At 37.7% G+C, this 12,755-nt stretch carries 12 protein-coding genes; 4 read left to right on the top strand and 8 right to left on the bottom strand.

The genetic code is table 11. The annotated features are described in order from the left end of the window. Nucleotides 1–330: 330 nt before the first annotated feature. From AC27H3_RS15565 to katG, 3 genes are all read left to right on the top strand, one after another. On the top strand, nucleotides 331–1,272 hold the full coding sequence (locus AC27H3_RS15565) for a mechanosensitive ion channel family protein (protein WP_487107604.1): 942 nt from the start codon (nucleotides 331–333) through the stop codon (nucleotides 1,270–1,272). A 121-nt stretch (nucleotides 1,273–1,393) separates the two neighbouring features. Continuing rightward, on the top strand, nucleotides 1,394–1,543 hold the full coding sequence (locus AC27H3_RS15570) for an entericidin A/B family lipoprotein (protein ID WP_085300760.1): 150 nt from the start codon (nucleotides 1,394–1,396) through the stop codon (nucleotides 1,541–1,543). A gap of 218 nt (nucleotides 1,544–1,761) precedes the next feature. Beyond that, nucleotides 1,762–3,933 (top strand): catalase/peroxidase HPI, encoded by a 2,172-nt coding sequence (gene katG, locus AC27H3_RS15575; RefSeq protein WP_487107606.1) that lies wholly within the window; start codon nucleotides 1,762–1,764, stop codon nucleotides 3,931–3,933. Between the two features lie 121 nt (nucleotides 3,934–4,054). Here the strand turns inward: katG and AC27H3_RS15580 are convergent, their stop codons facing one another. The 6 genes from AC27H3_RS15580 to AC27H3_RS15605 form a co-directional block, all read right to left on the bottom strand. Beyond that, nucleotides 4,055–4,510: a hypothetical protein gene (locus tag AC27H3_RS15580; protein WP_085300758.1), complete on the bottom strand. Its 456-nt coding sequence runs from the start codon at nucleotides 4,508–4,510 to the stop codon at nucleotides 4,055–4,057. 676 nt (nucleotides 4,511–5,186) lie between these two features. Continuing rightward, complete coding sequence (locus AC27H3_RS15585; protein ID WP_487107608.1) at nucleotides 5,187–6,572, bottom strand: NAD-dependent succinate-semialdehyde dehydrogenase; 1,386 nt, start codon at nucleotides 6,570–6,572, stop codon at nucleotides 5,187–5,189. Between the two features lie 352 nt (nucleotides 6,573–6,924). Then, on the bottom strand, nucleotides 6,925–7,560 hold the full coding sequence (locus AC27H3_RS15590; RefSeq protein WP_487107610.1) for an SDR family oxidoreductase: 636 nt from the start codon (nucleotides 7,558–7,560) through the stop codon (nucleotides 6,925–6,927). Between the two features lie 60 nt (nucleotides 7,561–7,620). Further along, nucleotides 7,621–8,043: an MAPEG family protein gene (locus AC27H3_RS15595; RefSeq protein ID WP_487107611.1), complete on the bottom strand. Its 423-nt coding sequence runs from the start codon at nucleotides 8,041–8,043 to the stop codon at nucleotides 7,621–7,623. A 338-nt stretch (nucleotides 8,044–8,381) separates the two neighbouring features. After that, the gene (locus AC27H3_RS15600) at nucleotides 8,382–8,630 is read right to left on the bottom strand and encodes a hypothetical protein (protein WP_085300755.1); all 249 of its coding nucleotides are present in this window, start codon (nucleotides 8,628–8,630) and stop codon (nucleotides 8,382–8,384) included. A gap of 10 nt (nucleotides 8,631–8,640) precedes the next feature. Continuing rightward, on the bottom strand, nucleotides 8,641–8,817 hold the full coding sequence (locus AC27H3_RS15605; RefSeq protein ID WP_085300754.1) for a DUF1328 family protein: 177 nt from the start codon (nucleotides 8,815–8,817) through the stop codon (nucleotides 8,641–8,643). A gap of 331 nt (nucleotides 8,818–9,148) precedes the next feature. Between AC27H3_RS15605 and AC27H3_RS15610 the strand changes: the two genes are divergently transcribed. Continuing rightward, nucleotides 9,149–9,931, top strand: coding sequence for a S1/P1 nuclease (locus tag AC27H3_RS15610; protein ID WP_487107614.1), 783 nt, complete (start codon nucleotides 9,149–9,151; stop codon nucleotides 9,929–9,931). Nucleotides 9,932–10,089: 158 nt separating this feature from the next. On the opposite strand, the gene glmS is transcribed toward AC27H3_RS15610, so the two are convergent. Further along, nucleotides 10,090–11,922: a glutamine--fructose-6-phosphate transaminase (isomerizing) gene (gene glmS, locus AC27H3_RS15615; RefSeq protein WP_487107616.1), complete on the bottom strand. Its 1,833-nt coding sequence runs from the start codon at nucleotides 11,920–11,922 to the stop codon at nucleotides 10,090–10,092. 12 nt (nucleotides 11,923–11,934) lie between these two features. Further along, the gene (locus AC27H3_RS15620) at nucleotides 11,935–12,696 is read right to left on the bottom strand and encodes a DeoR/GlpR family DNA-binding transcription regulator (RefSeq protein ID WP_487107618.1); all 762 of its coding nucleotides are present in this window, start codon (nucleotides 12,694–12,696) and stop codon (nucleotides 11,935–11,937) included. Nucleotides 12,697–12,755: the final 59 nt, after the last annotated feature.

The raw sequence follows: 12,755 nt of genomic DNA on the forward strand, positions 1-12,755 counted from the left end.
AATATTACGAGAAATAAACTCTGTTTTTATGCTTCTACCTCTGCACTTGCATGCTTAACAATTTACTCTGTAAAAATTACACAGTTACTTGCAAGTATCTGCCAACAATAAAATATAAAACAATATTATCAAGTAGTTACGTTGTGGCATAACTCTTGATTATAAAAAACCATTGTTAATTAAATTTTAAAGCTTACAGCATACAATGAGGTTGAAGATGAACAATATAACGATTCCGTTTGACTCTGATGACGACGACATTCAATAACACGGTCAAGTAACAATAAATAATGAGCACTAAAGTAAACAACAACAACATTAAGGAAAACAATGAAATTAATTGAGTTAGATAAATTCTGGCCACTTATCAACGAAAAGCTGCAACTTTGGTTAGAAACAGGCATTCAACACCTGCCCAACCTGGTTGTGGCAATTTTCATCGCCATTATATTTTCTATTATCGCCAGAATTGTCGGGAAAGTTACCCGCAAAGTGCTCAGAAAAGCACTCGACTCTATACAAATTGCCGACCTACTATCATCAATTATAAAAGTTGTAGTGTTACTTTCAGGTATTTTTGTCGCACTAGACTTTCTGGGTCTGCAAGGCACTGTAACGTCTTTATTAGCCGGTGCAGGTATTATTGGCTTAGCCATAGGCTTTGCATTCCAAGACATGACAGAAAACCTGATTGCTGGTATTGCCATGGGCATTAGAAAACCATTTCAAATCGGTGACATTGTAGAAACAGAAGAAATTTTTGGTACCGTTAAAACCATTAATTTACGTAATACCTTGGTTGAAACCTTTTTCGGTCAATTAGAAGTAGTGCCAAACAAGATCATGTTTAGAAACGTACTGACCAACTACAGTATTAATGGTATTAGGCGCATAGAGGTTCCTGTCGGTATATCTTATGCAGACGATCCTGAAGTGGCTGCAGAGGTTATTGTAGAAACATTGAATAAATGTGACTTTGTTATCAAACAAGATGAAACCGCAGTTTTTGCTGAAAGTTTTGCTGATAGCAGTATCAATTTATTAGTTTGGTTTTGGATAGATTACCCAGGCGAAACTGGATTTATGCAAGCAAGGCATGAAGCGATAGTAAAAATAAAGTCATCGCTTGAACAAGCTGACATATTAATACCGTTTCCAATTCGAACGCTAGATTTTGGTGCTAAAGGTGGTGAAAAACTAAATACCATGTTGAGCCAAAAAGCGACTGAAAAAAGTACAAATAAAGCGGAATCTAATGAAAGCAGTGCATAGCTCAGTTACTAGATAAAATAACAGCGAAAATATTTAATTACGCCATACTCAAATAACGAGAATAAATACGCAGCTTAATATTTATGATCATAAAAAGTTAACAACCTAGAAGGAAAGCAAAATGAAAGTTAAAACATACGTTTCAAATATCAAATCTATATTAACGGTATTGTTACTTAGCTGTGCTTTAGGTGCCTGTGCAACAATCGAAGGCGCCGGTAAAGACATAGAAAGCGCAGGTGAAGCGGTGCAAGATGCCGCTAACGGTTAACCGCTGATTAAAATAATATTACACAATACAGAGCGCCACTTAATAACTGGCGCTTTTAATATTTTTAACAACAATTTATCTGAAACTTTTTGCTACTTATATCGGTCTATACCTTAGGATTTAAAACGTTTAGTAAGCTATGTGCTCGCGTGAACTCATGTCTTCACAGCAACTAATCACCAAAGATATTTATAGCAATTCACCCAAGGAAATTGAATATGAATGATAAAAAAACGGCTAGCGGAAAATGCCCTGTTATGCACGGTGGTGCAACCGAAAGTTCAATGACAAACATGCAATGGTGGCCAAAAGCATTAAATCTCGACATTCTTCATCAACATGACCGTAAAACGAATCCAATGGCTGCTGACTTTAATTATCGAGAAGCCGTAAAAAATCTTGATATTGCAGCACTAAACAAAGATTTACACGCATTAATGACTGACAGCCAAGACTGGTGGCCTGCCGACTGGGGCCATTATGGCGGTTTAATGATTCGTATGACTTGGCATGCAGCGGGTACCTATCGTATTGCTGATGGTCGCGGAGGCTCTGCTACCGGAAATCAACGCTTTACACCAATTAATTCTTGGCCAGACAATGCCAATTTAGATAAAGCACGTCGCTTACTTTGGCCAATAAAGAAAAAATACGGTAATCAACTTAGCTGGGCAGATTTGATTTCATATGCTGGCACTATTGCTTATCAATCTATGGGGTTAAAAACCTTTGGTTTTGCCTTCGGTCGTGAAGATATTTGGCACCCTGAAAAAGACACTTATTGGGGCGCAGAAAAAGAATGGCTTGCAACAAGTGACAGTGAAAACAGCCGTTATTCAGGTGAGCGTGATTTAGAAAATCCTTTAGCTTCAGTTATGATGGGGTTAATTTACGTTAATCCTGAAGGTGTCGACGGCAAGCCAGATCCTTTAAAAACAGCTCATGATATTCGAGTTACTTTTGAACGTATGGCCATGAACGATGAAGAAACCGTAGCGCTAACTGCTGGTGGCCACACCGTAGGTAAATGTCATGGTAATGGCGATGCATCAAAGCTTGGGAGAGAGCCAGAGGCTGCCGACATTTCAGAACAAGGCACTGGTTGGAACAATAAAACTAAGCGTGGTATCGGTCGTGATACTGTTACCAGTGGTATTGAAGGTGCATGGACCACAAACCCTACGCAATGGGATAACGGCTATTTCTCTATGTTACTAGAGCACGAGTGGGCGCTTGAAAAAAGTCCTGCCGGCGCATGGCAATGGCAACCAGTCGACATTAAAGAAGAAGATAAACCTGTTGATGTTGAAGACTCATCCATTCGCACTATGCCAATAATGACTGATGCCGATATGGCCATGAAAATGGACCCAGCCTATCGTGAAATATCAGAGCGCTTTGCGAAAGATCCTGAGTATTTTTCAGATGTTTTCGCACGTGCATGGTTCAAATTAACTCATCGAGATTTAGGACCAAAAGTACGCTATATCGGCTCAGAAGCACCACAAGAAGATCTTATTTGGCAAGACCCTGTACCTGCAGGTATGACAGATTATGATATTGAATCTGTAAAAGAAAAAATCTCTGCCAGTGACTTAAGTGTTAGTGACATGGTTGCCACTGCTTGGGATAGCGCTAGAACTTATCGCGACTCTGACAAACGTGGTGGTGCTAACGGAGCACGCATTCGTCTTGCACCGCAAAAAGATTGGCAAGGTAATGAGCCATCGCGTTTGAACAAGGTATTAAAAACCCTTGAAGACATTGCAAGCAGCAGTGGTGTCAGTATTGCTGACGTTATTGTATTAGCGGGGAATGTCGGTATTGAACAAGCAGCAAAAGCTGCGGGTGTTGAAGTAAACGTGCCGTTCGCGCCTGGTCGTGGTGATACCACGGATGAGCTCACTGATGTTGAATCATTCGAAGTGCTAGAACCTTTACATGATGCCTATCGAAATTGGCTCAAAGGCGATTATAAAGTTAGCGCTGAAGAGCTCATGCTTGACCGAACTCAATTAATGGGATTAACCGCTCATGAAATGACCGTTTTAATCGGTGGTATGCGTATGTTAGGTACTAACTTCGGGGGTACCAAACATGGGGTATTCACAGAAAATGAAGGTGCTTTAACAAACGACTATTTTGTCAACTTAACGGATATGAACTATAAGTGGCAACCTGTAGATGATAACTTGTATGAAATTCGTGAGCGAAAAACAGATAAAGTTAAGTGGACAGCAACTCGTGTTGATTTAATCTTTGGTTCTAACTCAATACTGCGTGCCTACAGCGAAGTGTATGCGCAGGATGATAATAAAGAAAAGTTTGTACACGATTTTGTTGCCGCTTGGGTAAAAGTTATGAACGCTGATCGCTTTGACTTAGCCTAATTAACGCCTGCATTTCCCCACATTAAATTAGCGAAGTGTGGGGGAGCGCAGTTAGTATAATCGTCATAAATTGCTTATAAAAAAAGGCCTTAAAGGCCTTTTTTATAACATTGTTAAAGAATTAACAATCTTCGTCTTCAGCATCTGCACTTTCTTTTGCTTTTTCACAAGCATCTTCAATAGCATTACCTGCATCAGTTTTCATATCACCAAATTTGTTGCTGATACTATCTTTCATATCGCCAATTTTATCGCCGGCTTTTTCCATTGCTTCGCCTGCATCATCTTTTAATGCCGATACTTTTTCGCCTGCGCTGTCTTTCATGTCACTAACTTTTTCGCCAGCACTTTCAAGGGCATCGCCAGCACTGTCTTTCATTTCGTTAACTTTTTCGCCAGCGGCTTCAAGTGCATTACCGGCACTGTCTTTCATTTTATCCATAGTGCTGCTGGCATCTTGTGCAACAGACTCAACTTTGTCACCCGCTTTTTCTGCTTCTTTTTCACTACATGCTGTTAAACCAAACATAGCAACAGATAAAATAAGTGTGGTTGATAATTTTTTAATAAATGTCATTTTTATTCCCTAGATTTTTAGTTATTTTCCACGAATTGCATGCCCGATTAAAGACATAATCGGCAACCCTAAGAAAATAAATTATATTTTTATAATACCAATAACTGAATCAGCTATATCACTAAAACTAAATATTGCTGCAATAACTTAAAAATAAACCCCCTTCATTTAATGAATGATTTTCTCAGGTTAATTTTTTAGATATCCATAAACATAGCTTATTACTTATTTCATCTAAAAATCACTCATAACCCACTGAAAATTATTAATTAACGAGCGTTTATAAGTTTTATTATATATCAATAACAGCCAAAGCAAGTAAAATATTTACCGACTATACAAGAATAGCATTCATTTAAATAAACTAAAGGTTCACTAATATCAATACGCTTGCTTTTCAGGCAATAAAAAAGGCCTAGAAAGGCCTTTTTGTGTAACTACCAAGTGAGCACTTAAAAGTCTGTATCTTTCGCTTTATCACCATTTAATGCCGATAAACCTAATCAGGGTGTCTATACGCAGCTTGTTATCTGCTGATTTTAACACGTAGTTTTTAAGTGAATGATTTAACCGTTAATACGGCTTAAATTTTAAGAAAACCTACTATAATTTGACTTTAAAAACGCCCAACTTACATTGAGCGTCTTGATTATAAATAAAACAATCTCGTGCTTCGTTATGATGTTGGTCTATTAATCATTATTGATTTAATATTAACGAATTCTTTTAAACCAAAACCACCATGCTCTCGACCATAACCACTGTTTTTCACTCCTCCAAAAGGTAGGTTTGGTTGCGATAAACCATAGCCATTTATGTTAACCATACCCGTGTTAAAGTGTTTCTGAGCAAGCTCAACCGCTCGTTCTTCGTTTATAGAGAAAATACCACCACCTAAACCATAGCGAGAGTCATTAGCAATTCGCATTGCCTCCTCATCATCACTCGCCTTTATAAGCGCAGCAACAGGACCAAATAGCTCATCATCATATGCCGGCATATTAGGTCTTACGTTTTCTAGAATAGATGCTGGGTAAAAGAAACCTTCTCCCTCTGGAATATCACAACCACAAACTACCGTTGCACCACGCTTAATAGATTCAGTAACTTGTTGGTGTAATTTATCACGTAAGTCTTTTCTCGCCATTGGGCCTAAATCAGTATCATCTGCCCAAGGGTCTCCTAATGTTAGTTGCATCATCCCCTTTTTAAAGCCTTGTTTAAACTCATCATAATTTTTTTCGGTGACGATAAAGCGTTTTGCAGAAACACAGGTTTCACCATTATTAATAACTCGTCCTTTAACACAGGTTGCTATCGCTAGCGCAATATCTGCATCATCTAAAACCATGTATGCATCATTACTACCTAGTTCTAATACTGTCTTTTTGCTATGTTTAGCCGCTTCTTCTGCTACCAACTTTCCAACTTCATCGCTACCGGTGAAAGTAACCCCTTGAATAGCATCATGACTAATTAACTTACTGGCAGTTTCACCATCAATAAGTAACGACTGGTAAACATACTTGGGAAATCCAGCTTGCTCATAGAGAGATTGAATTTTTTCTGCCATACCAAACACATTAGAGGCATGTTTCATCACGGTAGTGTTACCGGCAACTACATTAGTAATGCTATATCTCATCACCTGATATAAAGGGAAGTTCCATGGCTGAATTCCTAAAATAACACCAATAGGTTGATAAGTGATCAGTGCTTTACCTTGTTCATAATCGCGTTCTTCATTAGCCAGTGCCTGTTCAGCAATGCTAGCCGTGTATTTACAGATTTCAACGCACAGCGCTACCTCTTGCTCACCTTGGGATTTAACTTTACCCATTTCGTCAACCATGAGTTGCACTAACTCGTGCTGATTGTCTTCTATCACTCGCGCTAGCGATAGCGCTAACTTTGCTCGCTCTGCAACGTCAACAAGCTTCCATTTATTGAAACTCTGTTCGGCATTTTCTAAGGCAAGCTTAGCTTCGCCATGTGTCAGCAAGTTATACTTTTTAATCTTTTCCTCGGTAAAGGGGTTGATCGTCTCTATTGAATTACTCATTAGTTTTTTGACCTCTTGTCGCGTTAGATATACAGAGCATTGCAAGGCTAAAGCCACATTTCACATTAAAACAAGCCCTATAACCCCTTGATTTAATGATAAATAAATATGGTTTATTTTAGCTTGTTAATAAGTAAACCAATGGGCATGAAAAATATTCATTATGAAGTGTGAGATTTACAGATTGGGGGTGCACTAAAATTGCCAATAGGGCTAATGAGTCCCCATTAACCTAAGCCCTAAATAGCAATAACGCGACTAAAAAGTCGCGTTATTGCTTAATGCTGATCTTAATCAATATAGCATCATAGTCATTTAAATAAATTGAGCAGGGCTCACAAATATTAAATGTCTATTTCATTACTTCATCAATACTTTTACTGCCATTAAATAGCTCTGTTATTTTGTTTACTTTAGGTGAATTATTAACAATAAATAACAGTGCCTTAGCAACGTCATCTCGTGTAATAATTGCATATTCTTTTTGCTCGGGCCTTGTTATTGTAAATTTTCCTTTACCTGCATCATTGGTTAATGTGCCAGGACGAACAATAGAGTAGTGCAACCCGCTACGCATTAAATGTTCGTCAGCCATGTGTTTGGCAATTAAGTAAGGTTGCATACTTTCTGAGCCTTCTGACGGTGCATCAGCACCGATTGAACTGACTAATATAAAGTGCTCAATCGCATTAGCTTTTGCATAATCAGCCGCTCGGCATGCGGCCCATAAATCAATTAACATGGTTTTATCTGCTCCTGTATTACCACCAGATCCAGCGACAAAAACCACATTGGTACATTGCTTAAATGCCTTACCAAAATCTTTAGTGAGATCGGCTTCAACAATCGTTAAATTTTCATTATTAATAGCTGATAATTTACTTTTATCACGAACAAGCGCAACAACATGATTACCATCATCAAGCATAAGTTGGGTAAATTTTTTACCAATTTGGCCACTGGCACCAATAATTAATGTTTTTTTCATATTATCTGTTTCCTTATAGTATTTAAGATTTCTATTCGATTATGTAAATGAATAAAAAATTTAAAATGCAATTAACCTTAGTCCAATCATTACCAACATGGTGATATTGGCAACTACACCAATTAAAAAGAAATAAGTACGTGGGCTTGGGTTTTTCTCGGTTGCAATAGCATAGTACAACGCCATATGGATAATTCTCGCGGCAAGATAAACCCATACGCAAACAGCAAAAATAGGGCTTTGAAGGTTAAGAGCAAAAGCAAAAAGAACCGTGCCTACAAATAGCGTACTGTTTTCTAGCGTGTTTTCAAAAGTGCGGTGTGATCTAAATACAAAACTATCGTGGGATAAATTTTCGTCAATTTTGCCTGGAATAGCATTGGGTTGCTTAGCTTTACTAAAAGTTGCTACTGCCCACTGAACAAGTACCATCAATAAGTATAAGTAAAACCCCAAATAGGCTGAGTTGCTTACTGTAATCATTATTACTTCCTTTTTATCTATTGTGAGCATTAAGTAGCAAGTATCGAGCCTAATTTAAGCCATTGATATTTAGTTATTTAACTTTAGAAAATATCAATGGTGTATAGAAAGTACAAAGGCTATTGTAAAGATTACTTATGCCAAGGTTGAATTTTCATTCAATGAAGATAACGCTTCAAGTTAAGTGCGGATCTGTAATTGATGCTTATTACCTGAATGTTAGCCGGTAGTAAAAGTTGAAATATATTGCCAATATTTTTATCGCTAACCTTATAAATTCGATGAAAAACAGTCACCAAAAAAGGCCTAGAAAGGCCTTTTTATTTCTTAACTGTAGATTAACAGTCTGTATCGTCAGCTTTTACGCCTTCTTTTACATTTTCACAAGCGTCTTCAACAGCATTACCAGCATCAGTTGCCATGTCACTTACTTTATCACCGGCATCTTCCATAGCATTTCCGGCATCATGTACCATGTCATCGACTTTCTCACCAGCGGTTTCTGCTTTATCGCCACTACATGCCGCTAAACCTAATACTGCTACAAGTGTGATCATTGTTGTTGATAATTTTTTAATAAAAGTCATAATTTTTTCCTTAAAGTTTTGGTGATTTACCACGAATGGCATTAGCGATTAATGAAATAACCAATAATACAACGAAGATGAAAAATATAATTTTAGCAATACCAGCTGCTGCGCCTGCAATACCACCAAAGCCAAATATTGCCGCAACGATAGCAACAACTAAAAATGTAAGTGCCCAGTTCAACATAGTATTCCCCTTTAATTAATTTAGTTTCGAACTACGAGTAACTTAATGCTTTAATCGTGCCAGATAGAAAATAAAACATAAGCTAATGTTATATAAAGATTTAAATTAATCACATCTAAATTACTTTACAGATTTCATATTAATTAATTGAAATTTTTACAGACAGGTTTGTATAAGTTGCAGAGCAATGAAGAGAATTAAGTAAATTTATAAAACAGTGGTGTTATGCAATAAACAACAACTAGTTGTATATTTCTCCCTAGATAAGCAATATAGCGATAAAATTGTATCAATCTATAAAATTTAGCAAACTAAAGGAAAAGGACGATAAATGATTAACAAAATGTTTATGGTTGTCATGATAACCATATTAGCTAACTTACCGATGAAATCAGCTTCAGCATTAGGGCCTAATGGGCATCGTATAGTGGCAAAAATCGCTGAAGATAACTTAGACCCTGACGTTAAAAAGGTACTGATGGAAATAACTAATGGTGATCCATTAGCAAAATTAGCAAACTGGCCTGACACTATTCGTTCAGATAAACATTGGGACCATGCCAAGCCTTGGCACTATATCTCAGTAGATGATGATGAGTCATTTACCGGACTAAGCAGAAGTAAATCAGGTGATGTACTAAAAGCCTTGTCTGATTTTGAAAAACAGCTTCGCAATAACACCATAAGTAAGGAAGAGAAGTGGCAAGCATTAGCCTTTTACATACATTTTGTTGGAGATATACACCAACCATTACATGTTGGCCGCAGAGATGATCGTGGCGGCAATGATATAAAAGTAACATGGTTTGGAAAGTCCAAAAATCTTCATGCAGTATGGGATTCTGCCATTATCGAAAATCAAAAGCTGTCTTACACCGAGTATGCTCATTTTTTAAATAATTACTCTGCAGATACCATTAAATTATGGCAAAGCGCTAAATATCTTGATTGGGCAAAAGACTCCAAAGCTATAAGAGCCAACGTATATAACTTTTCTGAAGATAAAGAATTAAGCTATCAATACGTATTTAAAAATACACCATTGTTAAATGAACAAATGTCTAAAGCAGGTGTACGTCTTGCGGGAATGTTAAATAAAATTTTTAAAATGTAAGAAGGGTTTAAACTATTTTAAGCTGTTGATAAAGCCATAGCTTGTCATGAATTTTAGCTTTATAAACTTTGGGTTTATCGTTTTAATTTGGTACCAAAATTAGGTATTTGGTACCAAATTAATTAACTATTAAAGCCGCATTAAATAACAATCAAATGCTATTCAACTGTAACTGATTTCGCTAAGTTACGTGGTTGGTCAACATCTGTACCTTTAATTATCGCCACATAGTAAGACAATAACTGTAATGGTAAGGTGTAAACAATAGGAGCAATAATGTCATCGCAATGCGGCACATTAATAACCTTCATTGTATCATCGCTGCTAAAGTTAGCACTTGCATCAGCAAATACGTACATTAAGCCACCACGAGCACGTACTTCTTCAACATTAGATTTTAATTTTTCAATTAAGTCGTTTTTAGGGGCAACAACAATAACAGGCATTTCGGCGTCAATTAACGCTAATGGTCCATGTTTAAGTTCACCTGCGGCATAGGCTTCAGCATGAATATATGAAATTTCTTTCAGCTTCAATGCGCCTTCCATTGCAATTGGGTATTGATCGCCACGACCTAAAAATAATGCGTGATGCTTATCAGCAAAGTCTTCTGCTAAATCTTCAATTGAACCAGCTAAAGCTAATACTTCTTCAAGTTTGTTTGGCAAGGTCATTAACGATTGAGCTATTTCGTTTTGCTTTTCTGACGACATACCATGATGTTGACCAATGGCTAATGTCATCATTAATAAACCAACTAGTTGCGTAGTAAAGGCTTTAGTAGAAGCTACACCAATTTCTGCGCCAGCTTTAGTCATAAAGGCTAAATCAGATTCACGAACTAATGATGAGCCTGCAACGTTACAAATAGTTAAGCTCGCACGGTAACCAATTTCTTTTGCTAAACGTAAAGCAGCTAGGGTGTCAGCCGTTTCACCTGACTGTGAAATTGTTACTAATAAAGCATTTTTCGGCACATGCGATTGACGATATCTAAACTCACTGGCTATTTCGATATTACATGAAACACCGGCTAAAGCTTCTAACCAGTAACGGGCAACCATACCTGAGTGATAACTGGTACCACAGGCAATAATTTGCACATGCTCAATTTCTTGAAAAATATCGTCAGCGCCATCACCAAAGGTTTTGATGTCTAACACATTACCTAATAAGCGACCTTCTAGCGTATTACGAATAGCTGTTGGTTGCTCATAAGTTTCTTTTAGCATGTAGTGACGGTATTCACCTTTATCACCAGAATCGTGACTTACTTCCGACTCTTTTGCTTCACGCTCTACAGACTTACCATCAGCATCAAAAATGTTAACTTCGAAACGTGTAACTTCAGCGACATCGCCTTCTTCTAAGAAAGAAAACTTACGCGTAACGGGTAATAATGCCAACATATCTGAGGCAATAAAGTTTTCACCAACGCCATAACCGATAACTAATGGGCTACCTGATCGCGCAACGATTACACGATCTTTGTCGCGAGTATCAACAACAACGGTACCGTAAGCACCTTCTAATTGTTTTACGCTAACTTGAACTGCGCTTAATAAGTTTTCTGCTGTTTTTAATTCATGATGAACTAAATGTGCGATAACTTCAGTGTCTGTTTCCGAGGTAAAAACATACCCTAGGGCTTGCAAGCGAGTACGCAAGCTTTCATGGTTTTCAATAATACCATTATGCACAACCGCTATAGTTTCTGATGATACATGCGGGTGAGCATTAACTTCACTTGGCGCGCCATGCGTTGCCCAGCGTGTATGCGCAATACCTGTGCCGCCAGCTAATGGGTTAGCATGCAATGCATCAGCAAGCTCTTGCACTTTACCTAAACGACGAGCTCGCATAAGTTTGTTGTTATTATCAATTATTGCAACACCAGCAGAATCGTAACCACGATATTCTAATCGCTTTAAACCTTCTACTAAAATGTCTGCTACATCACGCTGTGCGACAGCACCTACAATTCCACACATATTCTTGTCCTTTTAACTGGCAATAACGAGGTTAACGCCTTGTTTAATTATTTCGCTTCTCACGTCTTCAGGCATGTCTGCATCTGTTATTAACGTGTGAATTTTGTCCCAAGGTAATTCTAAATTAGGGATTTTTCGATTAAGTTTTTCTGAATCTAACATTACAATAACTTCTCGCGACACTTCAGCCATAACGCGACTTAAACCTAAAAGTTCATTAAAGGTTGTTGTACCACGCGCTAAATCAATACCATCGGCACCAATAAATAACTGATCAAAGTCATAAGAACGCAATACATTTTCGGCAATTTGCCCTTGGAATGATTCAGAATGTGTATCCCAAGTACCACCGGTCATCAATAATGTCGGTTCGTTTTCAAGCGCATGTAAATCAGACGCTATTGCTAGCGAATTAGTCATAACCACTAAACCTTGTTTAGCACTTAACTCACGCACCAGGGCAGATGTTGTACTGCCGCTATCTAAAATAATACGGTTGTGATCACGAATCAGCGATGCTGCTGTTTTTGCGATCATAATCTTTCGTTTCGAAACTTTCTCTGTTTTAGGTTCAGTAATTTCATGCGGTAAAGGCACAGCTCCACCGTATCGGCGCAATAATAAACCACTGTTTTCTAATACGGCTAAATCTTTACGAATAGTAACTTCTGAGGTATCGAACATTTTCGCAAGGCTATCAACACTTACTTCGCCTAAGTTGCTTAATTCTGCAATAATGGTATGACGACGCTGTTGGGTATTTCGTTTTGACATTGCTTTCGTTTACACTCTTAAAAGTTTCGGTTTAAAACTTAGCTATTAGAACAAAAGCT

The organism is Colwellia sp. NW0002-52-1, from assembly GCF_057550865.1.

Coding starts and splice junctions, on each gene's coding strand:
- AC27H3_RS15590 (WP_487107610.1), bottom strand. CDS start 7,560: ATGAAAAAAACATTAATTATTGGTGCCAGTGGCCAAATTGGTAAAAAA.
- glmS (WP_487107616.1), bottom strand. CDS start 11,922: ATGTGTGGAATTGTAGGTGCTGTCGCACAGCGTGATGTAGCAGACATT.
- AC27H3_RS15600 (WP_085300755.1), bottom strand. CDS start 8,630: ATGACTTTTATTAAAAAATTATCAACAACAATGATCACACTTGTAGCA.
- AC27H3_RS15595 (WP_487107611.1), bottom strand. CDS start 8,043: ATGATTACAGTAAGCAACTCAGCCTATTTGGGGTTTTACTTATACTTA.
- AC27H3_RS15610 (WP_487107614.1), top strand. CDS start 9,149: ATGATTAACAAAATGTTTATGGTTGTCATGATAACCATATTAGCTAAC.
- AC27H3_RS15585 (WP_487107608.1), bottom strand. CDS start 6,572: ATGAGTAATTCAATAGAGACGATCAACCCCTTTACCGAGGAAAAGATT.
- AC27H3_RS15605 (WP_085300754.1), bottom strand. CDS start 8,817: ATGTTGAACTGGGCACTTACATTTTTAGTTGTTGCTATCGTTGCGGCA.
- AC27H3_RS15580 (WP_085300758.1), bottom strand. CDS start 4,510: ATGACATTTATTAAAAAATTATCAACCACACTTATTTTATCTGTTGCT.
- AC27H3_RS15570 (WP_085300760.1), top strand. CDS start 1,394: ATGAAAGTTAAAACATACGTTTCAAATATCAAATCTATATTAACGGTA.
- AC27H3_RS15620 (WP_487107618.1), bottom strand. CDS start 12,696: ATGTCAAAACGAAATACCCAACAGCGTCGTCATACCATTATTGCAGAA.
- AC27H3_RS15565 (WP_487107604.1), top strand. CDS start 331: ATGAAATTAATTGAGTTAGATAAATTCTGGCCACTTATCAACGAAAAG.
- katG (WP_487107606.1), top strand. CDS start 1,762: ATGAATGATAAAAAAACGGCTAGCGGAAAATGCCCTGTTATGCACGGT.